The sequence below is a fragment of the Lichenicola cladoniae genome (assembly GCF_013201075.1).
Taxonomy (GTDB): Bacteria; Pseudomonadota; Alphaproteobacteria; order Acetobacterales; family Acetobacteraceae; genus Lichenicola; species Lichenicola cladoniae.
In genome coordinates, this window is record NZ_CP053708.1 from 1,372,227 (window position 1) to 1,392,640 (window position 20,414).

18 protein-coding genes are annotated in these 20,414 nt (G+C 66.5%); 11 read left to right on the forward strand and 7 right to left on the reverse strand.

All coding sequences use genetic code 11. The features are described from left to right. Positions 1 to 37: 37 nt before the first annotated feature. Positions 38 to 2,221 carry a TonB-dependent receptor gene (locus HN018_RS06295; protein ID WP_171834691.1) on the reverse strand — a complete coding sequence of 728 codons (2,184 nt, stop codon included), beginning with the start codon at positions 2,219 to 2,221 and terminating at the stop codon, positions 38 to 40. Between the two features lie 133 nt (positions 2,222 to 2,354). Here HN018_RS06295 and HN018_RS06300 point away from each other — a divergent pair, with 133 nt between their 5' ends. Then, the gene (locus HN018_RS06300; protein WP_171834692.1) at positions 2,355 to 2,744 is read left to right on the forward strand and encodes a tautomerase family protein; all 390 of its coding nucleotides are present in this window, start codon (positions 2,355 to 2,357) and stop codon (positions 2,742 to 2,744) included. Between the two features lie 9 nt (positions 2,745 to 2,753). On the opposite strand, the gene HN018_RS06305 is transcribed toward HN018_RS06300, so the two are convergent. After that, a complete protein-coding gene (locus tag HN018_RS06305; RefSeq protein ID WP_239479059.1) occupies positions 2,754 to 3,329 on the reverse strand; it encodes a GNAT family N-acetyltransferase in 576 nt (191 codons plus the stop codon). Between the two features lie 104 nt (positions 3,330 to 3,433). On the opposite strand from HN018_RS06305, the gene HN018_RS06310 reads away from it, so the two are divergent. The 6 genes from HN018_RS06310 to gshB all read left to right on the forward strand — a co-directional run bounded on the left by HN018_RS06310 (position 3,434) and on the right by gshB (position 11,518). Then, the gene (locus HN018_RS06310; RefSeq protein ID WP_239479060.1) at positions 3,434 to 4,357 is read left to right on the forward strand and encodes a PhzF family phenazine biosynthesis protein; all 924 of its coding nucleotides are present in this window, start codon (positions 3,434 to 3,436) and stop codon (positions 4,355 to 4,357) included. Positions 4,358 to 4,415: 58 nt separating this feature from the next. Then, positions 4,416 to 5,300, forward strand: coding sequence for an aldose 1-epimerase (locus HN018_RS06315; RefSeq protein ID WP_171834694.1), 885 nt, complete (start codon positions 4,416 to 4,418; stop codon positions 5,298 to 5,300). Between the two features lie 135 nt (positions 5,301 to 5,435). Continuing rightward, positions 5,436 to 7,781 carry a TonB-dependent receptor gene (locus HN018_RS06320; protein WP_171834695.1) on the forward strand — a complete coding sequence of 782 codons (2,346 nt, stop codon included), beginning with the start codon at positions 5,436 to 5,438 and terminating at the stop codon, positions 7,779 to 7,781. Between the two features lie 74 nt (positions 7,782 to 7,855). Beyond that, complete coding sequence (greB, locus tag HN018_RS06325; RefSeq protein ID WP_171834696.1) at positions 7,856 to 8,389, forward strand: transcription elongation factor GreB; 534 nt, start codon at positions 7,856 to 7,858, stop codon at positions 8,387 to 8,389. A 14-nt stretch (positions 8,390 to 8,403) separates the two neighbouring features. Continuing rightward, on the forward strand, positions 8,404 to 10,485 hold the full coding sequence (locus HN018_RS06330; RefSeq protein WP_171834697.1) for an alpha/beta hydrolase family protein: 2,082 nt from the start codon (positions 8,404 to 8,406) through the stop codon (positions 10,483 to 10,485). A gap of 31 nt (positions 10,486 to 10,516) precedes the next feature. Beyond that, positions 10,517 to 11,518 carry a glutathione synthase gene (gshB, locus tag HN018_RS06335; RefSeq protein WP_171834698.1) on the forward strand — a complete coding sequence of 334 codons (1,002 nt, stop codon included), beginning with the start codon at positions 10,517 to 10,519 and terminating at the stop codon, positions 11,516 to 11,518. A gap of 8 nt (positions 11,519 to 11,526) precedes the next feature. Here gshB and HN018_RS06340 read toward each other — a convergent pair whose 3' ends face one another. Continuing rightward, positions 11,527 to 11,685, reverse strand: coding sequence for a hypothetical protein (locus HN018_RS06340; protein WP_171834699.1), 159 nt, complete (start codon positions 11,683 to 11,685; stop codon positions 11,527 to 11,529). A gap of 277 nt (positions 11,686 to 11,962) precedes the next feature. Between HN018_RS06340 and HN018_RS06345 the strand changes: the two genes are divergently transcribed. The 4 genes from HN018_RS06345 (at position 11,963) to HN018_RS06360 (ending at position 15,170) form a co-directional block, all read left to right on the forward strand. Continuing rightward, positions 11,963 to 12,631, forward strand: coding sequence for a class I SAM-dependent methyltransferase (locus HN018_RS06345; RefSeq protein ID WP_239479254.1), 669 nt, complete (start codon positions 11,963 to 11,965; stop codon positions 12,629 to 12,631). A gap of 121 nt (positions 12,632 to 12,752) precedes the next feature. Next, positions 12,753 to 14,042, forward strand: a complete 1,290-nt coding sequence (locus tag HN018_RS06350; RefSeq protein ID WP_171834700.1) for a cbb3-type cytochrome c oxidase subunit I — start codon at positions 12,753 to 12,755, stop codon at positions 14,040 to 14,042. Continuing rightward, positions 14,039 to 14,959 (forward strand): heme o synthase, encoded by a 921-nt coding sequence (gene cyoE, locus HN018_RS06355; RefSeq protein WP_171834701.1) that lies wholly within the window; start codon positions 14,039 to 14,041, stop codon positions 14,957 to 14,959. Before HN018_RS06350 ends, cyoE begins: the two co-directional genes overlap by 4 nt. After that, complete coding sequence (locus HN018_RS06360) at positions 14,952 to 15,170, forward strand: hypothetical protein (protein ID WP_171834702.1); 219 nt, start codon at positions 14,952 to 14,954, stop codon at positions 15,168 to 15,170. The genes cyoE and HN018_RS06360 overlap by 8 nt, the downstream gene beginning before the upstream one ends. Positions 15,171 to 15,195: 25 nt before the next feature. Here HN018_RS06360 and HN018_RS29065 read toward each other — a convergent pair whose 3' ends face one another. The 4 genes from HN018_RS29065 to thrC all read right to left on the reverse strand — a co-directional run bounded on the left by HN018_RS29065 (position 15,196) and on the right by thrC (position 20,359). Then, positions 15,196 to 16,188: a Tim44 domain-containing protein gene (locus HN018_RS29065; RefSeq protein ID WP_171834703.1), complete on the reverse strand. Its 993-nt coding sequence runs from the start codon at positions 16,186 to 16,188 to the stop codon at positions 15,196 to 15,198. 41 nt (positions 16,189 to 16,229) lie between these two features. Next, positions 16,230 to 17,582 carry a TldD/PmbA family protein gene (locus tag HN018_RS06370; RefSeq protein WP_408886761.1) on the reverse strand — a complete coding sequence of 451 codons (1,353 nt, stop codon included), beginning with the start codon at positions 17,580 to 17,582 and terminating at the stop codon, positions 16,230 to 16,232. Continuing rightward, on the reverse strand, positions 17,579 to 18,874 hold the full coding sequence (locus HN018_RS06375; protein WP_171834704.1) for a M16 family metallopeptidase: 1,296 nt from the start codon (positions 18,872 to 18,874) through the stop codon (positions 17,579 to 17,581). Before HN018_RS06375 ends, HN018_RS06370 begins: the two co-directional genes overlap by 4 nt. A gap of 84 nt (positions 18,875 to 18,958) precedes the next feature. Beyond that, positions 18,959 to 20,359 carry a threonine synthase gene (gene thrC / locus HN018_RS06380; protein ID WP_171834995.1) on the reverse strand — a complete coding sequence of 467 codons (1,401 nt, stop codon included), beginning with the start codon at positions 20,357 to 20,359 and terminating at the stop codon, positions 18,959 to 18,961. Between the last annotated feature and the right edge of the window lie 55 nt (positions 20,360 to 20,414).

Sequence of the window (20,414 nt, forward strand, 5' to 3'; positions counted from 1 at the left end):
TGGACCCCGCCAAAGGCTTGCCTTTGGAAGCCGCTTGTTAGAAGCGCTGGGTGATGCCGCCCAGGATGGTCCGGCGTAGGCCGTATTGCGGGGCTCCGACGCCGATGCCGCTGCCGTCGCGAATGAGGTAGCGGCGATCGAGCAGGTTCAGGATATCGAGCCGTATCTCGGTGCCGCGCAACACCAGCCGCTTGAAGGTCTGCACGAACGAGGTGTTGATCACGTAATAGCCGGGCAGGGCGCGTCCGTTCGGAACATCGCCGTCGGCACGCAGGCCGGAGCCGACGACGAGATCGACCGATGCCCGCAGCGGATGATTCGAGCCGTGCAGGAACGAATAGGCCGCACCGGCCGATCCGGTCCAGCGCTGGTCATGGTCGAGATGCACCCAGCGGTTCTTGATGTAGGAAACATCGGCCTCGCTGAAGTTGAACTGCGACGAGGTGAGATCCTTGCCGATCGCCCGCGACCAGGCGACGCTGCCATACAGCGAGAGCGGCCCCTTGTCGTACGATGCGGTCGCCTCGTATCCGTGCACTTCCCCACGTGCGTAGTTGAAGGCGGACAGGATGATCGGCGCGCCGAACTGGCCCTCGTCGATCAGGTTGCTCGCCTGCTTGTAGTAGGCATCCACGCCGACATGCAGCCCCGGCAGCACGATCTGGTCGATGCCGGCATCGTAGTAGTTGTCGCGCTCCGCCTGCACCTTGTCGTTCAGGGTCTGCGCCGGTGCCGCACTGGTGCCGGCGAACGCGCCCAGATTGTTGCTGGTCAGCTGCTCGAACGGCGGCGGCGTGAAATAGCGCGCGTAACCCACATGCAGCGTCGTCGTATCGGTCGGGCGCCAGACGACGTTCACGCGCGGACCGAACGCGTGGTCGGCGATGTATTCGCTGACGCCGTCGAAGCGCAGTCCGGTGTTGATCGTCACGCGCGGCAGGATCCGCCACTCGTCCTGAACATACAGGCCATAGACCATTCCCGTCTTGCCCTGGCCGCTCTGCAGCGAGATCGGCTGGTCGCCAAACATCGGATTGCCGGACCCGTCCTCGCCGACTTGTGGCGACACCACGGAATTCGTGCTGGACACGTTGCGCTCGACGAACAGCTGGAACCCGGCGCGCAACGTATGCTGGTTGTTGATGCGCCAGCTCGCATCGGTCTGGGTTCCCGTCGACATCACCGATCGCGCGGCGGTCAGCGCGATGCCGTCGTACAGCAGGTCACCGACCGGATCGGGCGTGTAGTACAGGCTGCTGTAGCGGGTGAAGACCGAGCTCTGCAGGTCGAGCGCGCCGATCTGCTTCTGCAGGGACAGGATCGCGAAATCGGTGATCTCGCGCTGGTGCTCGGTCAGGTCCCGGCTGGCATAGTCGGTGGTTCCATTCACCGATAATCCGAGCCCGGGGACCTGCGCCGGATTGTTGGGAATCTGGTATTGCGCATTGGATACGCCGGCAATCAGGCTGACACGGGTGTTCGCGTCGGCGGTGAAACTCAGCTTGCCGATGCCGTGATACTGGTTGCTCAGATCGTGGATGGCATTGAATGCACCGGTCGAGTTCTCGATGCCGATGCGGTTGTGCAGGACGTCCGCAGTCACGAACCAGTCCCAGCGCCCCGACGATCCGCCATAGGCGGCCGATGGCTGGAAATAGTCGCGGGCGCCGCCATAGACCGAGATCTCACCGCCGGGATCGGTGATCCCGCTCTTGGTGTCGATGTTGATGACCGCCGCCTGCAGGAAGCCGTACTGGGCGGGGAGCGCGCCGGTGGTCAGCGACAGGTCGTGCGCGAACCGCGTCTGCAGGCTCTGCCCGAACACCGCCAGACCCTCCGGAAGCTGCACCCCGTCGAGGCGGAACTGCACCTCGTTATGGTCGCCGCGCACATGGATCTGCCCGTAGCTGTCCTGCGCCACGCCGGGCGCCTGGAGCAGTACCTGGTTGAGCGGGGTATTGTCGCCCTGGGGGATCGTCGCCAGCGCGCCGCGACCGAAGCGATAGACTTCCGCGCCGAGGCTCGGCTGCAGCCCGGACCGGGCACGATCGAGCCGGACAGTGACCGTCTCGACCGGATCGTTGATCCCCGGCGTTGGCGCTTGTGTCTTGAAATCCCGGCTCAGCGGCGGAACATCCGGCTGCGCCAGCGCCTGTTGAACGGCGCCGCCGGCCACGCAGAGGCATGCCAGGATACTGCTGGAAAATAGTCGGCAGTGCATCTGGGCCTCATACGCAATGTTATACTGTTGCGTTTGGTAGCTGGCCGGCTCTGGTCTGTCCAGTCGTGAAACGCTCGGCGTGAACCCGGAACGGTGCGATGCTAGCCATCCTTGCCACTTAGGGTCCTGTCCTATGCCGTTGCTCCGTTTCGACCTGCTCGAAGGCCGTACCGATCTCGAACTCCAGACCCTGCTGGACGCCGCGCACGAGGCCGTGGTGGAAGCCTTCGCGGTTCCGGCCCGCGACCGCTACCAGATCGTCACCGAGCACAAGCCTGGCCGCATGATCCTCCAGGATACCGGTCTCGGTTTCGAGCGCAGTGCGGATGCGATCGTCGTGCAGATGTTCACCAGCCCGCGCACGCCGGAGATGAAGCAGGATTTCTATCGGCTGCTGACCCGGAAGCTCGGCGAACGCTGCGGGGTCGCGCCCGAGGACGTCATGGTGTCCTGCATGACGAACGCCAGGGAGGATTGGAGTTTCGGCTTCGGCCGGGCGCAGTTCATGACCGGGGAGCTCTAGGACACCCCTTCAGCGCGGGCGCTCCAGCTCCCAAGCGAGGTGCGACCGCACTGCCGGCCACTCCGCGGCGATGATGCTGTAGGAGCAACTGTCGCGCAGGGTGCCGTCCCTGGTCCGCACGTTGTGGCGCAGCACCCCGTCGAGTTTCGCGCCGAGCCGCTCGATCGCGCGCCGGCTGCGATAATTCATGAAATGCGTGCGCAGCTCTACGGCAACACAGTCCAGCGTCTCGAAGGCGTGCGTCAGCATCAGGCGCTTCGCCTCGGTGTTGAGCGCGGTGCGCTGCACCCGTTCGGCGTACCAGGTCCACCCGATCTCCATCCGGCGCACGATCGGATCGATGCGGCCGAAGCTGGTCATGCCGACGATCGCTCCGGTATCGGTTTCGGTCACTGTGAACGGCAGCATGATGCCCTGGTCGCGCCAGGCCAGCCGGGTCGCGATGTCGTCCGCCATCTCGTCCGGGTTGGGCACGCTGGTGAACCAGAGCCGCCACAGCATGCCATCCCGGGCCGCCTCGACCAGCCCGTCATGGTGCTCGTGCTCGAGCGGCAGCAGCGTCACATGCCGCCCGGCCAGGCGCACTGGTGTTGTCCAGACCATAGATGGTCCCCCTGTCGTTCACGTCGAGTGTAGGCCGGAACCACGTTTGGGTTCACGATCGCCTAATCTGTGTCTGTACGGGTGCGATGATGAAGCGGCGTTATATCACGGTCGATGTGTTCACCGACCGGTTGTTCGGCGGCAATCCGCTGGCGGTCGTGCTCGATGCGGAGGGCCTGTCGACCGCGCAGATGCAGTCGATCGCACGCGAATTCAACTATTCCGAGACTAGCTTCGTACTGCCGCCGCAGGATCCGGGCAACGATGCCTGGGTGCGCATCTTCACGCCGGGCCAGGAACTTCCGTTTGCCGGCCATCCGAACGTCGGGACCGGCTTCGTCTTGGGGCGGCTTCGGCCGGTGCCGTCCGGTGCATTGCTGTTCGAGGAGCGGGCCGGGCTGGTGGCGATCCGCCTGCTGCGGGAAGGTCCGGAGGTCATCGGCGCGGAGCTGACGGCCCCGGAGCCGTTCAGCCGGCGCGGGCATGTCGATCCGGCCCTGGCGGCCGCCTGCCTGTCGCTCCGTCCGGAGGATGTCGCGACCGAGCGGCACCAGCCCGGGATCGCCTCGACCGGGCTGCCGTTCCTGGTCGTCGAATTGCGCAGCCGCGATGCGCTGCGTCGCGCCAGGGCCGATCACGCGGTCATGGCCGGCACCCTGCCATCGCACGACGTCGACGGGATCTATCTCTACACGCGCGACATCCGGCCGTCCGATGGCGACACGCAGGTGCAGGCCCGGATGTTCGCACCGGCCGACGGCATCGAGGAGGATCCTGCAACCGGCAGTGCCACCTGCGCGATGGCGGGCCTGCAGGCGGCGCTGCTCCCCGACGCGGACCTCGATCTCTCGCTGACGGTCGGGCAGGGGGTCGATATGGGCCGGCCGAGCCTGCTGCAGGCGCGCGTGATCAAGCGGCATGGCGAGATCGTACGTGTGCATGTGGGCGGAACATGCGTGCCGGTCATGGAAGGAAGCTTCGAACTGGCCGGCGCTCCCGACGCCGGGTGAATAGGGTCCGGCTGTAATCGTTGTAGGCCGGATGGGCCTCGACCAAAGGAGACTAACGATGCTCGAACTGAAAGCCGGCCAGAGCGTACTCGGCCTGAGGCCGGATATCGGCGGCGCCGTGGGGTTCTGGATCCGCGAGGGCAAGGATGTGCTGCACCCGGTGATCGACCCGAATCTCGTCGCCCAGAAAGGCCAGGCGGTAGCGGCATACCCGTTGATCCCGTTCTCCAACCGCATTGCGAACGGCCGCTTCGAGTTCGAGGGCGAGCAGTTCCAGCTCGACCGGAATTTCGGCGGCGAGCCGCATGCGATCCACGGCAACGCCTGGGAGCGCGCATGGGACGTGGTATCGCAGGGTCCCGCGCAGGCGACGCTTTCACTGGACCACGCGCCCCCACGCGATCCGCCCGGGCAATGGCCGTTCTGCTACCATGCCGAGATCGACTACGCACTTCGTGACGACGGGCTCACCGTCACCATCCGCGTGCGGAACACCGACCATCGTGCACAGCCTGTCGGCCTCGGTTTCCATCCGTTCTATCCGCGCGGGACCGACCTCGAGATCGGCTTCAGCGCGGCAAGCGTGTGGGAGGTGGGACAGGACTCGCTACCGGCGGAACGACTGGCGGTCGAAGGCGACTGGAGCTTCGCGCCGATGCGTGCAGTGGAGGGCGCCGCGCTGGATAATTGCTATGCAGGCTGGGGCGGGTCGGTGTTCCTGCGCTGGCCGGTCCGCGGCCTGTCGCTGACGATGAGTGCGGCGTCGCCGTTCGACCACCTGGTGGTCTACACGCCGCCCGGACGGCCCTACATCGCAGCCGAGCCTGCCAGCAACATGACCGACGCGATCAACCGCCCGGACATACCGGATCGCGGCCTGGCGATCCTGCAACCCGGCGAAACGCTGACCGGCGTCACTGAATTCTCGCTGGCCAGGCTCTGAGTGCCGAAGCACCGGTGCTGTCGCAATACAGACACGGTTCGCCAATAATTCTCGTGTTGCAACAAGTCGGCCGTGATCCTGGCACTGCCGTTGCATTCTCTGGATGCGACGAACAGCAGCCAGGATGTCCGCCTCATGACCGTGCGCTTCGCGACTGCTATGCTTCTCTGCGGAACGGCTCTCTCGACAACGGCGGTTGCCGGTCTTGCGGACTCCGCGCTGGCCCAGGCGACGCCGGCCGGGCCAGCCGAGGCGGTTACCGTCATCGGCAATGCCGGTCACAAGACGGCGGACGGGGTCACCGGCCTGCAGCCAGGCGGCGGGCTGATCAAGATCCAGGTCGCGCCGAAATCGATCAGTACGGTGACCAAGGACTATATCCTCAAGCAGGCGCCTGCATCGAGCCCGTTCATGCTGGTGCAATTGCTGCCGGGGGCGAATGTCGCCGAAGTCGATCCGTGGGGCCTGTCCGGTGGCTCGCTGTCGTTGCGCGGTCTCGACAACACAGAAATGGCGTTCATATGGGAAGGCATGCCGATTGCGGATGTCGGCGTCTATACCACCTATCCCTCCGAGTTCGCCGATACCGAGAACCTGGACGAGCTTACCCTGCAGCAGGGCTCGTCCAACATCGATACGCCGACCATCAATGGCTCCGGCGGCCTGTTCACCTTCCATGACCGCGATCCGACCGACAAGTTCGGCGGCCTGATCGACTATGGCTATGGCAGCTACAAGTACAACCGTGAGTTCGCCCGCGTCGATACCGGACTGATCGGCAACAGCGGCATCAAGGCGTTCGTTTCGATCTCCAACCAGCACGATCGGTCCTGGCGCGGTCCGGGCGGTCCCGACGACAGGCTCCATACGGACTGGAAGCTCGTGAAGGAGTGGGGCGAAGGCAACCGCGTTGCCCTGGTCGGCGCGTATCAGTCGGCTGTGCAGAACAGCTACACCAGCCCGACCCTGGCACAATGGGGCGCACAGGGCCGCTCGTTCAACTTCGACGGGACCTATACTTACGGCGACACCAACTACTGGAAACTGAACCGCAACCCCTATCATAATTTCGAGATGTCGGCGCCGATGCATTTCCGGCTGACCAACCGGCTGACCGCGGATGTGACGCCCTATATGTGGCATGGTTACGGAAACGGCACGATCGCGATCCCGCTTCCAACCGATGGAAATCTCCTCGGTACCGAGCCGGTCAACCAGAGCCTGAATCTGGCGAACGCGCAGGATGGTTCGGCACCGGTGCTGCTGGCGTTCCAGGACAATCAGTATCGCAGCGGCCTGAGCACCAAACTGAACTACCAGGTCGGCAACAACCGGCTCTATGCCGGCTGGTGGTTCGACTACTCAAACGATCATGATTATCAAACCTTCAGCCCGGTCAGCCTGAAGGGCGAGCCGTCGAGCATCTGGGGTGACCAGGAAATCGTCAAGCTCGCCGATGGCCGGCCCTATCTGGGGCAGGACATCCAGACCGTCACGACCATCAACACCTTGTTCCTGGGTGACGAGTTCGGGTTGTTCAACAACCGGCTCAAGATCGATGCCGGTTTCAAGGAGGCGATCATCAGGCGGGACGGCACCAACATGCTGCCCGGGCCGCAATATAAGGCCATCATCAACGACGCCCAGCCGCTCCCTGCGATTTCCGCGCATTACCAGCTCGACGTGCATAACCAGCTCTTCGCCAGCGTCTCGACCAATTTCCGCTCGCCGGTCAACACCACCCTCTACAACACGTACGGTTTCGACGGATCGGTCGCATTCCGCGGCAACACCAGGGTTGCCGATGAATTCTCGATCGCGGAGGAATTCGGCTATCGCTACACCGGAAACCTGCTGGTCGGGTCGGTCACCTATTTCCACTACAACTTTACCAACAGGCAGATCTCGTCCGCTGTCGCCGGCACCAACAACTCGATCTCGACCGATATCAACGCCGGCGGCCAGACCTCGGACGGTATCGATTTCGAAGCGGGCCTGCGCCCGATCCACCATTTCCGGCCGTACGTCTCCGGCCAGTATCTGCATACCTCGGTCGATAACGACATCCAGGCCGGCGGCGACTATCTTCCCACCAGCGGCAAGGATGCGATACGCAGCCCGCATTTCATCGGCGCGGTCGGGCTCGACTTCGACGATGGAACGCTCTTCGCGAACTGGAACATGCGCTATATCGGCCAACAATATTCGACCTTCATGAACGACGAGAAGATCCCCGCCTTCTACGAGATGGGTGCCGCGGTCGGCGTCAGGCTCCCCGATATCGGTCCGGCGAAAACGCCCACCCTGCAGCTCAACCTCGTGAACCTCACCGACAACAAGTTCCTGAGCGGCATCAACTCGGTGTCGACCAACGCGCTCAGCACGGTGGGCAAGTTCGGCACCACGATCGGAGGATCGGCGCCGAGCTATTTCATCGGCGAGGGCTTCGCAGCGATCGCCACGGTCAAGGTCGGCTTCTAACCCCCGGGCAAGGTCTACTTCCAAAGCCCCATCGCGCTTGACGCTGCGTCCAGGGCCGCGCGACAGAAGCGGTCATGAACGCCCCCACGACGGACGACGACGATGACGAGGTGGCACTGCCGGGCCTGCCGCCCGGCGTGTCGCGATACATCACCCCGGCCGGCCTCGCCCGCATGGAGGCCGAGATGCGACAGCTCATGAAGGAGGAGCGGCCGCGGATCGTCGAGATCGTATCCTGGGCTGCCGGCAACGGCGATCGTTCCGAAAATGGCGACTACCTGTACGGCAAAAAGCGGCTGCGCGAGATCGACCGCCGCGCACGCTTCCTCGGCAAGCGGATCGACAAGGCGCAACTCGTCGACCCGGCCGCGCAGACAAGACGGGACCGGGTGTTCTTCGGCGCCACGGTCACCTACCTCGACGAAGCTGATACCAGCCACACCGTCACCATCGTCGGTGTCGACGAGGCCGAATTCGAAAAGGGCGAGGTCAGCCTGGTCGCGCCGGTCGCCCGGGCCCTGCTGGGTGCGCAGGTCGGCGACGAGGTGAAGCTCGCCACGCCACGCGGCGTCGTACTGCTGGAGGTGACGGCGATTACCTATCCGTGACAAAGAGCGTGCCCATGATCCGAATCATCACGCTGGCAGCCCTGCTGGGCACCACTCTCCTCGGCGGGCTGCTGCCCTGGCACTCCGCGGTGGCCAGACCGTTCACCGCGAACGACCTGGTCTCGCTGGACCGGCTGTCCGACCCGCAGGTTTCGCCGGACGGCAGCCAGCTCCTGTTCTCGGAACGCAGCACCGATCTTGCCGCCAACAAGGGCGTGACGTCCGTGCGGCTCCTGAGCCTCGGCGCCAGTCCGGCGGCGCCATCGTTGCTCGCGGGTGCCGATGCCAGGGCGGGGCAGCCGCGCTGGTCGGCGGACGGCCGCGCCGTCTATGTGATCTCCAACCGTGGTGGCAGCGACCAGGTCTGGCGCCTGCCGGTCGCCGGCGGGCCGCCGGTGCAGGCGACGCACCTACCGCTCGATGTCGGCAGCTTCCACCTGTCACCGGACGGCCACCACATCGTGCTGTCGATGGCGGTGTTTCCGGACACGGACTCCGCCGACGACACCAGGGCGAGAATGGACCGCCGCCACGCCGGCAAGGCATCCGGGGTGGTCTACGACAAGCTGTTCGTCCGGCACTGGGACGAGTGGGAAGACGGCACCCGGAGCCACCTGTTCGCGCTGACCCTCGATGATGCCGGGATCGCCACCGGTGCTGCGATTCCGCTGATGAAGGGCATCGATGGCGACACCCCGTCGAAGCCGTTCGGCGACGACACCGACTACACCGTCAGTCCGGACGGCAGCACCGTGTTCTTCTCGGTCCGCGCCGGGGCCAAGGGCGAGCCCTGGAGCACCAATTTCGACATCTACCGCTCGCCGATCGACGGCAGTGCGCCGCCCTCCGACCTGACCGCGTCCAATCCCGCCTGGGATGCCGGACCGGTGGTGTCGCCCGATGGCACCCGGCTCGCCTACCGTGCGATGAAGCGTCCCGGCTTCGAGGCGGACCGCTACGGCGTGATGGTCATGACCCTGGCCACCGGAAAGACCCGCGAGATCGACCCGCGCTGGGACCGCTCCGCCGAAACGCTGCTCTGGTCGAAGGACGGCAAGCGCCTGTTCGTCACCGCCGAGGAGACCGGCCAGTCGAAGCTGTTCGCCCTCGACGTCGCATCCGGCCAGCCGACCGCGCTCACCGGCCTGGGCCATGTGACCCAGGCGGCACTCGCCGGCAACGACATCGTGTTCCAGCGCGATGCGCTCGATAGCCCGGCCCAGCTCTGGCGCCTGTCGGCCACGGGCGGCATGCCGGTCCAGCTCACCCATGTCGATGCCGATCGCCTGGCGGGCGTGGAGATGGCGCCCTCCGAGCAGTTCAGCTTCGCCGGCTGGAACCGCGAGACCGTGCATGGCTACGTGGTGAAGCCGGACGGCTACCAGGCAGGCCATAAATATCCGGTGGTGTTCCTGATCCATGGCGGGCCGCAGGGCTCGTTCGGCAATGACTGGTCGTATCGCTGGAACCCGCAATTTTATTCGGGCCTCGGCTACGCATCGGTCATGGTCGATTTCCACGGCTCGACCGGATACGGCCAGGCCTTCACCGACGCGATCTCGAACCACTGGGGCGACCGTCCGCTCGAGGATCTGCAGAAGGGCTGGACCGCGGCGCTGGCAAAATATCCGTTCCTCGATGCAAGCCGTGCCTGCGCGCTTGGCGCCAGCTACGGCGGCTTCATGGTCAACTGGATCGCCGGCAACTGGAACGCTCCCTGGAAGTGCCTGGTGACCCATGACGGGGTGTTCGACGACCGCATGATGGGGTTTGCCACCGACGAGCTCTGGTTCGCCGAGTGGGAGCATGGCGGCCCGAACCACACGCCCTGGTCGGACCCCGCCGCCTACGAGCGCTTCAACCCGGCCGCCCATGTTGCTGCATGGCGGGTGCCGCAACTCATCATCCACAGCCAGCACGATTTCCGCATCCCGATCGAGCAGGGGCTCGGCGCGTTCGATGCCTTGCAGCGTCGCGGGATCGAAAGCCGCCTGCTGGTGTTCCCGGACGAGAACCACTGGGTGCTGAAGCCGGCCAACTCGCTGCTCTGGCATGCGACGGTGGCGGACTGGCTGAAGGCGCATATCGGTCCATGATGGCAACCGACCACACGGGAATTCGAGACGGATGAGCAGGCACCTCAAGGTCGCGGTCCAGATGGACCCGATCCACGCCATCGACATCAACGGCGACTCCACCTTCGCGCTGATGCTCGAAGCCCAGGCACGCGGCCACTCCCTGTGGGTGTACGAGGTACGCAACATGAGCCTGCGCGAGGGCAAATCCGGCCTAGGGGCGAAGCGCGAGGAGCGGCTCACTGCGCGGGCGAGGCCGGTGACGGTGCAGCGCGTGCAGGGCGCGCACGCCAGCATCGGCGAGGAGCAGGTGCTCGACCTGGCGACGATGGACGTGGTGCTGATGCGCCAGGACCCGCCGTTCGACATGGCCTACATCACCGCCACCCACATGCTGGAGCACATCCACGCTGCCGAGGGCGAGACCGGCCACCGTACGCTGGTGGTGAACGACCCGCGCTCGGTCCGCGATGCGCCGGAGAAGCTGCTGGTCACCCATTTCCCGGACCTGATGCCCCCGACGCTGATCACCTGGGACCTGCAGGCGATCCGCGACTTCCGGCTCGAGCATCGCGACATCATCGTCAAGCCGCTGTTCGGCAATGGCGGCGCCGGGGTGTTCCGTATCCGCGAGGACGACCAGAACCTGGCATCATTGCTGGAGATGTTCTTCTCGCACTCACGCGAGCCGCTGATGATCCAGCGCTACGAGAAAGCAGTCCGGCAGGGCGACAAGCGCATCATCCTGGCCGACGGCGAGCCGATCGGCGCGATCAACCGGGTACCGGCCGAGGGCGAGGCGCGCTCCAATATGCATGTCGGCGGCAAGGCCGGGCGCTCGAGCCTGACGCCGCGCGAGCACGAGATCTGCCGGCGGATCGGACCGATGCTGCGCGAGCGCGGGCTGATTTTCGTGGGTATCGACGTGATCGGCGACTGGCTGACCGAGATCAACGTGACCTCGCCGACCGGGCTGCAGGAGATCGACAGGTTCGACGGGATCAACACGGCCGGCCTGCTCTGGGACCGGATCGAGGCGCGGCTAGCGGCCTGAGCGGCGTCTCAGTCGTACATCCGGCGTCGCTGCCGGGGCGGTTTCTCTTCGATGCTCTTCGGGCCGTACTTGTTGTCGACCCACTGGTGCAGCTCTCGCTTGAAATACCAGATGACGACGCCGGTCCACGCGAGCGCGGTGAGGACGACCAGGCTCCAGATCAGCATCCCTGCCTCCTCACGATGTAACACTACGCCCAAGAATAGACGGAACGGGCACAAACCGGCAAACGCCTCGCGGGTTGGTGTGATGGCATCATCTTCGGCTACACTTGATGGTGCAGCCCTTGCAGGGCAGAGATACGGCGTCATGAGTCAAGTCCTCGATGAGAAGCAGACCAAGACAGCCCGCCGCATGCGGTTCGGGCGCACGAATCTGGAGTTGGCCGTGAGCGCGCCCCCTGATCTCTACGAGCCGTCGCAGACGGGTGCGGGTGCGGGTGCCGTGGCGGTGCCGCTCGCGGCCGCCGCCCCGGTTCCGAAGTCGGCACTGGATGCCGACGCGGTCAAGGCAGCCTACCAGCGCTGGGCGGGGGTCTATGACGGCGTGTTCGGCGGCGTCTCCGCGTTCGGCCGTCGCCGTGCGGTAGCCTCCGTGAACCTGCTGCCGGGCATCAAGGTGCTGGAGGTCGGCGTCGGCACCGGCCTCGCTCTGCCGCATTATTCCCCCGACAAGCGCATCACCGGCATCGACCTGTCCGCGGCGATGCTGGACCGCGCGCGCCGTCGCGTCGCGCTGGCCAACATGCCGCATGTCGAGGCGCTGCTGGAGATGGACGCCGAGGAGACGGTGTTTGCCGACGATACGTTCGATATTGCCGTCGCGATGTTCGTGGCCTCGGTCGTCCCCAATCCGCGCCGGCTGCTGATGGAGCTGAAGCGGGTGGTCCGCCCGGGCGGTCATATCCTGTTCGTGAACCACTTCCTGGCGCGTGGCGGCGTACGCCTGGCGATCGAGCGGGGCATGGCCCGGGCATCGCATTCGCTGGGCTGGCATCCGGATTTCGCGATGGAATCGCTGCTGCCCGAGGCCGACCTCAAGATCGCGCAGATCGAGCCGGTCTCGCCGATGGGACTGTTCACGCTCGTCACATTGTCAAACGAGCCCAATTGAGCGGTCCTGTATCGATCCGGATGGCTGCATAAATAGAAGCCGCGTACCATATCGTCATGATGATCATGCGTGATGCCGACGAGGTGGATGCATGACGAGCGTGACGGGAGACACAGGCAGCATGGCGCGTTGGCTTCGCCTGACCGACCACCGAGACGTCGGTACCGCCACGATCCTGCTCGCGGTCGTGGCGGGCCTCATGGGTGGGGTAATGTCCCTCATCCTGCGGCTGCCGGCGCTCGACCTTGCGCCATCCTGGCGGCAGGCGGCATTGCAGCATGGTCCGATCGTGATGTTCTTCTCGGCGATCCCGGCGCTCACCGGAGGCTTCGGCAACTGGTTCGTGCCGCTGCTGATCGGCGCCCGGAACACCGCATTACCCCGCGTCGCCGCAGTGTCGTTCTGGCTGAGCGTGCTCGGCTTCCTGCTGACCCTGGCCGGACTGCTCGATCCGCGATCGGTCCTGTTGCTGCCGGCGGCCCTGCATCTGGCCGGGACCGCGATGGTGTTGTGCTCGGCGAACCTCGTTGCGACCGTGTTCAACATGAGGCGTCCGGGCATGACGATCGGCGCGATGCCGGTGTTCGTGTGGTCCCAGCTCCTGGCCGGGTGCCTGACGATCGTCGCGATCCCGATGCTGGTCGCCGCCCTGACCCTCGCCGGCGCCGCCCCGGCGCAACAGGCTGCGCGGTTCCTCTTCTATCCGGGCTTCTGCATCATGATCCTGCCCGGCCTCGGCATGGTCGGCCAGATCGTCTCCACCTTCTGCGCCCGGCCGCTGGTGGGCGGGCGGTCGATTGTCGTCGCGATGGCAGTGCTGGCAACGACCGGTTTTCTCGCCTGGGCGCACCAGCTGCTCGACGAGGGTGCTGCGTCGGACGACAGCCTGTTCGGGGTGGTCTCGATGCTGGCGGTGATCGTGCCGACTTTGTTCATCGCCACATCCTGGTGCGTTACGCTCGCGCGCGCGCCATCGCCGGCGAGGGCGTTGCTGGCCCGGACGCCCGGACTGTTCTCGCTCGGGTTCGTTGCGGTCCTGGTTGTGGGAGGTCTGGCCAGCCTGATCCGTCTGGCGAATGACCCGGCGACGGCGCCGCTGCACGACGCGGTCTCTCTCGGAGCCGTGTTCGCCCTGTTCGCGGGCTTCTACTACTGGATCGGCCGGATGACGGGAAAGCCCTATCCGGAGTTGCTCGGCCGCCTGCAGTTCGGACTGCTGCTCCTGGGCGTCGCGATCATGTTCTCCGGTGCGCCCTCCGGCGGATCGATCGCGGCCGCGGGTGCCGCCCTGGCCAGCCTGTCGATCCTGGTGTTCGCGCTGGTCGTGGCGGTCACCCTGTCACGCCGCGCCCGCGTCGCCTCGCACCAGTGGGGTCCGGGGGCGGTGACCCTCGAATGGACCATCGCATGAGCGACGCGACCCTCAATCTTGCCGACGGCTTCGGCAGCGACACGCGCGACTGGTTCGCCCTGCTGAAGCCCAGGGTGATGACGCTGGTCGTCTTCACTGGCGCGATCGGCCTGTTCATCGCGCCGGTGCATGTCCATCCGCTGGTCGCGTTCATCGCGATCCTGTGCATCGCGATGGCCACCGGTGGCGCCGGCGCCATCAACATGTGGTACGACCGCGATATCGATGCGCTGATGAAGCGTACTGCGAACCGGCCGATCCCGACTGGACGAGTGGGCGCCGACGATGCGCTCGCCTACGGCATCGGCATGAGCGTGCTGTCGGTCGCGCTGATGTGGCTCGCGACAAACCTCGTGGCGGCCGCGTCGCTCGCCTTCTCGATCCTGTTCTATGTCGTGATCTACACGATGTGGCTGAAGCGCTCGACGCCGCAGAACATCGTCATCGGCGGGGCCGCCGGAGCGTTTCCGCCGATCATCGGCTGGGCTGCGGCCACCGGACAGATCGGGCTGCTGCCGTTCCTGTTGTTCGCCACCGTGTTCTTCTGGACGCCGCCGCACTTCTGGTCGCTGTCGCTCTATGCCTGCGCCGATTACGGCCGGGCCGGCGTGCCGATGCTGCCGGTGGTCAAGGGCGCCCGCCATACGCGGCAGCAGATCCTGCTCTACACGGTGCTGCTGACGATCGTGTCGCTGACGCCATCGATGCTGCACCTGACCGGCATGATCTACCTGGTCTCGACGCTGCTGCTCGATCTCGGCTTCCTGGTCTGTGCTTGGCGCGTGCTGCAGGACAAGCAGACGCCGGGCGGCACTAGCCTGACCGATGACAAGCCGGCACGGCAGGCGTTCCGCTTCTCACTTCTCTACCTGATGGTCCTGTTCATGGCCGTCTGCGCGGATCGCCTGGTTGGCTGAGCAGAAGCGCCCCGCCTCCGCCTACCGGATGGATCCTGCGACCGAGGCGGCGCGTCGCCGTGCGGGCCGCAACCGCATGCTCCTGGTCGTCGTGCTGTTGTTCGCGCTGCTGCTCTATGGGCTCGCCATGGTGAAGATCACGAGCCACGGCCCGGCCGGCGCCGGCACCGGTCTGCACTCCGATCCAGCCACCCGGCAGGAAGCCAGGTAGCCGGGTCGAAGGGCAAAGAGGGGTCTCAGCGACCCTGCTGGATCGCCGACAGCAACCAGCTGCCGCCGCGGGCCCGGACGAAGGTCCAGAGCTCGGTCACGTTCTGGCGCTCGTTCGGACTGCCGTCGACGACGCGGCCGGTCAGGTCCGTGGTCACGTCGATCAGCGAGTAGCGCATCGCCACCGTCGCGAACTCGCGTCCGCCTTCGTTCCACGCTTCCGACAGGTCGCCCTGCTCCATGCGCACGTCGCTGACCACGTTGCGCAGGTTGCGGCTGGTCAGGTCGCCGAGCTGCTCGGAGAAGTAGCTGACCATCTCCGGCGTCGCGAAGCGCGACAGGCTGTGCAGGTCCTGCATCGACCAGGCCTGCTGGACGTCGAGCAGCCCCTGTTCGAACTGCTGGTAGTCGGCCGGGGTGATCGTCAGGCTGGCGCCTGCGCCGCCTGCCTGCCCGTAGTTCGACGCCATGCCGCCATTGTTCGCGTATCCGGCCTGGTTCATCGCCATGCCGCGATTGCGGGCGAACCGGCGATACAGCCAGCGCACGATGAAGGCGATGATGGCGAGCTGGATCAGCAGCCCGATGATGCTGCCGCCGCCGAACCCGCCGCCGTAGCCGCCACCGAACATGCCGTGGCCGAACAGCAGGCCGCCGAGCCCGAACCCGACCAGCCCGCCCATGAGCCCGCCCATCAACGGATGCGAACGGCCACCCATGCCGCCGATCATGCCCCCCGACTGGCCGTAGCCCGGCTGGCCGAAGTTGGAGCGGGGGGTCATGCTGCGGTCGAACGAGGAGGCGCCGCCTGGATTGCTGCGTGTCATCGGCGGCGCCATGTAGGTGCGGCTGCCCCGGCTTCCCATCGACATGCCGCCGCCCGGACGCGCCTCCGCCGCGACCGGGACCAGCATCGTGGCCAGCACGGGGGCGATCGCGGGCGTGGCCGCGAGCAGCAACGCGAGGGACGCCGCCGCGGCGCGAGGGCCGGACCGTTGCGGCAGCTTGGTGGTTGTCATGGTGTCCTGTCCTGGTGTTGGGCTGAAGGCGTCCGGATGGGTCAGGCGCCGGCAATCATCATATGGTCAATGCGGATCGTCGGTGCATCGGTCCCGCGTCGGAACGAAAGATCGTTGGCCGGCTGCAGGCGCCCGAACATCTCGATCAGGTTGCCGGCCACCGTCAGTTCGGCGATCGGCTCGGCCAGGGCGCCGTTGCGGATCATGAACCCGGCCGCGCCGCGGCTGTAGTCACCGGTCAGCCCGTTGATCGCCGATCCCATCATCTCGGTGACATAGATGCCCTCCACGATGTCGGCCATCAGCTGGCTCGGACTGACGATGCCTCCGGTCAGGCACAGGTTGCTGGTGGAGGGCGACGGCGGTGACGACGTGCCGCGCGAGGCGTGGCCGGTGCTTGCCAGCCCGAGCTGCCGTGCACTGCGCCCGTCCAGCACCCAGCTATGGAGGTCGCCGTCCTCGACCAGGACGAGCGGTGCGGTGGGCACGCCCTCGCCGTCGAACGGCTTGGACCGCAGGCCGCGCCGGCGGGTCGGGTCGTCGACGACGCCGATGCCGGACGGCAGGATGCGCGTGCCCATGCGCTCCTTCAGGAACGAGGTGCCGCGTGCGACCGACGCCCCGTTGATGGCACCGGCGAGATGGCCCAGCAGGCTGTTGGAGACCCGCGGATCATAGACCACCGGCATGTGGCCGGTGCGCGGCTTGACCGGGTTCAGCCGCGCCACCGCCTGTTCGCCGGCATGGCGGCCGATCCGGGCGGGGTCGTCGAGGTCGGCGAGATGCACCACCGAATGATAGTCGTAGTCCCGCTGCATCGCGGTTCCGCTGCCGGCCAGCACGCTCGCGGACACCGAGTGGCTGGTGCGGGCATAGCGTCCCGAGAAGCCGGCCGACGTCACCAGCGCGATCTCGCTCCGGCCGAAACCGGCGGAGCCGCCCTGGCTGTTGGTCACGCCATCGATGGCGAGCGCAGCCGCCTCGGCCTGTCGTGCGCGCTCCGTCAGCGCCTCTATGCCCGGCTCGGCGGTATCGGCGAGATCAAGCCCGTCGCCATCGATGAAGTCCGGCGCCGACCGCTCGCAGAGACCGGCAAACCGGTCTTCCGGAACCACGCGCGCCATCGCCAGCGCCTGCTCGACCAGGCGCCCGAAGCCGTTCGGCTCGGCGCTGGTGGCGGAGACCATGGCGCTTCTCGTACCGGCGAACACGCGCAGCCCGACATCGTTATGCTCGGAGCGCTCCAGCTCCTCCTTGCGGCCCTGGCGGACCTGCACGCCGACCGACGTGCCGGACACCAGGATCGCGTCGGCGGCATCGGCGCCGGCGCGGCGCGCGTGTGCCACCAGCTCCTGCAGCAGCGCCACTGGATCGGTCATGGCGTGCGAGCTCATGCCGCCAGCCTGTCCGCGACCTCGCCGAGGCGCGGGATGTTGGAGAGCGGCCCGAGTGCGGTCAGCGTCGGGCTGCCGCGGAACACGCGGGCGGCGGCGCGGCGCACATCGTCCAGGGTGACAGCGTTGATCTTCGCGACCGTCTCCTGGGTCGGGATGATGCGGCCGAACACCTGCAGCTGGCGGGCAAGCTGCTCGCAGCGGCTGCCGGTGCTTTCCAGCGACATCAGCAGGCTCGACTTGAGCTGCGCGCGGGCGCGGTCGAGCTCGTCCTGGCGGATGACGTCGGAGCCGGTGGTGAGCTGCACCTTGCGCAGTTCCTCGAGCGTGACCGGGACCAGTTCCTTGGCCTCGTCCTCGCCGGTGCCGGCATAGATGCCGAACAGCCCGCCATCCAGGAACGGCGCGTTGAACGAGTAGATCGAATAGACCAGCCCGCGCTTCTCGCGGATCTCCTGGAACAGGCGCGACGACATGCCGCCGCCGAGCAGGGTCGAGAGCAGCAGCACGCCGTAATAGTCACGGTCGCCGTAGCCCACGGACGGGAAGCCGAGCACGACATGGACCTGGTCGAGCTCCTTCTCCTTTCGGAACTCGCCGCCCTGGTAGCGCCCGGCCTCGGGCTTCTCCAGCGCCGCACTCGGCAGGTCGGCAAAATGCTGCTTGGCGAGGTCGACCACCTGCTCGTGATGCAGGTTGCCGGCGGCGGCGATCACCACGTTGCCGGTGGTGTAGTGGGCCCGCATGTAGTCGGTCAGGGTGTCGCGCTTCATGCCCCGGATCAGGCTGTCGGTGCCCAGTGTCGGCCGGCCCATCGGCTGGCTCGGAAACGCGGTCTCCTGGAAATGGTCGAAGATGATGTCGTCCGGCGTGTCGTTGGCCTGGCCGATCTCCTGCAGGATCACGCCCCGCTCGCGCTCCAGCTCCTCGGCTGCGAAGCTGCTGTGGGTCAGGATGTCGCCGATGATGTCCGCGCCGAGGGCAAGATCCTCCTTCAGCAGCTTGACGTAGTAGGCGGTCTGCTCGCGCGCCGTGTAGGCGTTGATGTGGCCGCCGACATTCTCGACCTCCTCGGCGATGAGCGCTGCCGAGCGGCGCTCGGTCCCCTTGAACGCCATGTGCTCGAGGAAATGCGAGACGCCGTTCTCGCTGGCCAGCTCGTTGCGCGTGCCGCTCGCCACGTAGGCGCCGAACGAGACCGTCTCGACCCGGTCCATGCGCTCGGTGACGATGGTCAGGCCGTTGGACAGGCGTGTCGTGTTGATCGTGTCGGATTTTGTGCTGTCGGTCATCTGGTTCCTGGTGCCGGGTCGGATGGCCTGCGGCAGGTGTTTTTCGGGGAGCAACGAGAGAGTGGCTGCAGGGGATATGGGGTGCTAGGCGGCGTTCTTCAGCACCGCGGCCCGGACCGCGTCCTCGACGGCATCGAGCCGGTTCGGCACCACGCGAAAACGCTCGTCCCGCTGATACAGATCCGCCAGGTGTTTCGGCAGGTCCGGCGCGAAGCCGACGGCGGTCCGCATCGCGTCCGGGAACTTGGCCGGATGCGCGGTGGCCATCGCCACGGTGGGCGTGCCCGGGATCCGGCCGGCGCGGGCGGCGGCGATGCCGATCGCGGTGTGGGGATCGGCCAGGTAGCCGGCCTCGCCATAGAGCCGGCGGATCTCGTCCGTGGTGTGCGCGTCGTCCAGGGTCAGGCCATGGAACAGGCTGGTGGCATCGCGCCAGACCGCATCCGGCACCGCCATGCGGCCCTCGCGCCGGAACCCGGTCATGATTGCGGCGCAGGCATTCGCATCCCGCCCGAGCAGCTCGAACAGCAGCCGCTCGAAGTTCGAGCTGACCTGGATATCCATGCTCGGCGACAGGCTGGGCGTCACGCCGCGCACGCTCATGTCGTTGGCGCCGAGGAAGCGCGCCAGGATGTCGTTGTGGTTGGAGCCGACATTGAGCCGGGTGATCGGCAGCCCCATGCGCCGCGCGCCCCAGGCCGCCAGCACATTGCCGAAATTGCCGGTCGGCACCGCGAACGCGATCTCGCGGTCGGGTGCGCCCAGGGCCAGTGCGGCCGCGACATAATACGGGATTTGCGCCGCCACCCGGGCCCAGTTGATCGAGTTGACCGCGCTCAGCTGCATGTCCTCGCGGAACGGCGCATCGGCGAACATCGCCTTCACCAGATCCTGGCAATCGTCGAAGGTACCCTCGACGGCGAGATTGGAGATGTTGGCCGCGCGGACCGTGGTCATCTGCCTGCGCTGGACTTCGCTGGTGCGGCCCAGCGGATGCAGGATCACCACATCCAGCCGCTCGCGATCGCGGCAGGCCTCGATCGCCGCCGAACCGGTGTCGCCCGAGGTGGCGCCGACGATGGTGACGCGCCGGTCCTGCTGCCGCAGCACATGATCGAACAGCCGCCCGAGCAGCTGCATCGCCAAATCCTTGAAGGCGAGCGTGGGGCCGTGGAACAGCTCCTGCGCGAACAGCTCGTGGTCGAGCTGCACCAGCGGCACGATCGCCGGGTGGCCGAACCCGGCATACGCCTCGTGGCACATCGAGCGCAGGGTCTCGAAGTCGATCGCACCCTCGGCGAACGGAGCGATCACCCGTGCCGCCAGCTCCGGATAGGGCAGGCCGCGCAGCGTTCGCCAGTCGGCGGCGGACAGTTCGGGCCATTGTTCCGGCATATACAGGCCGCCATCCTCGGCGAGACCTGCAAGCAGGACGCCGGAGAAATCGCGGATCGGGGCCTGGCCCCTGGTCGAGACGTAACGCATGCGGCCAAGCATAGTCAGGCTGGCGCGCCTCGCGAAGGGGGCCAGCCGCATATGG

Excerpts from the sequence above, each read along its gene's own strand:
- HN018_RS06295 (WP_171834691.1), bottom strand. The coding sequence starts at position 2,221 with ATGCACTGCCGACTATTTTCCAGCAGTATCCTGGCATGCCTCTGCGTG.
- HN018_RS06300 (WP_171834692.1), top strand. The coding sequence starts at position 2,355 with ATGCCGTTGCTCCGTTTCGACCTGCTCGAAGGCCGTACCGATCTCGAA.
- HN018_RS06310 (WP_239479060.1), top strand. The coding sequence starts at position 3,434 with ATGATGAAGCGGCGTTATATCACGGTCGATGTGTTCACCGACCGGTTG.
- HN018_RS06315 (WP_171834694.1), top strand. The coding sequence starts at position 4,416 with ATGCTCGAACTGAAAGCCGGCCAGAGCGTACTCGGCCTGAGGCCGGAT.
- HN018_RS06320 (WP_171834695.1), top strand. The coding sequence starts at position 5,436 with ATGACCGTGCGCTTCGCGACTGCTATGCTTCTCTGCGGAACGGCTCTC.
- greB (WP_171834696.1), top strand. The coding sequence starts at position 7,856 with ATGAACGCCCCCACGACGGACGACGACGATGACGAGGTGGCACTGCCG.
- HN018_RS06330 (WP_171834697.1), top strand. The coding sequence starts at position 8,404 with ATGATCCGAATCATCACGCTGGCAGCCCTGCTGGGCACCACTCTCCTC.
- gshB (WP_171834698.1), top strand. The coding sequence starts at position 10,517 with ATGAGCAGGCACCTCAAGGTCGCGGTCCAGATGGACCCGATCCACGCC.
- HN018_RS06340 (WP_171834699.1), bottom strand. The coding sequence starts at position 11,685 with ATGCTGATCTGGAGCCTGGTCGTCCTCACCGCGCTCGCGTGGACCGGC.
- HN018_RS06350 (WP_171834700.1), top strand. The coding sequence starts at position 12,753 with ATGGCGCGTTGGCTTCGCCTGACCGACCACCGAGACGTCGGTACCGCC.
- cyoE (WP_171834701.1), top strand. The coding sequence starts at position 14,039 with ATGAGCGACGCGACCCTCAATCTTGCCGACGGCTTCGGCAGCGACACG.
- HN018_RS29065 (WP_171834703.1), bottom strand. The coding sequence starts at position 16,188 with ATGACAACCACCAAGCTGCCGCAACGGTCCGGCCCTCGCGCCGCGGCG.
- HN018_RS06370 (WP_408886761.1), bottom strand. The coding sequence starts at position 17,582 with ATGAGCTCGCACGCCATGACCGATCCAGTGGCGCTGCTGCAGGAGCTG.
- HN018_RS06375 (WP_171834704.1), bottom strand. The coding sequence starts at position 18,874 with ATGACCGACAGCACAAAATCCGACACGATCAACACGACACGCCTGTCC.
- thrC (WP_171834995.1), bottom strand. The coding sequence starts at position 20,359 with ATGCGTTACGTCTCGACCAGGGGCCAGGCCCCGATCCGCGATTTCTCC.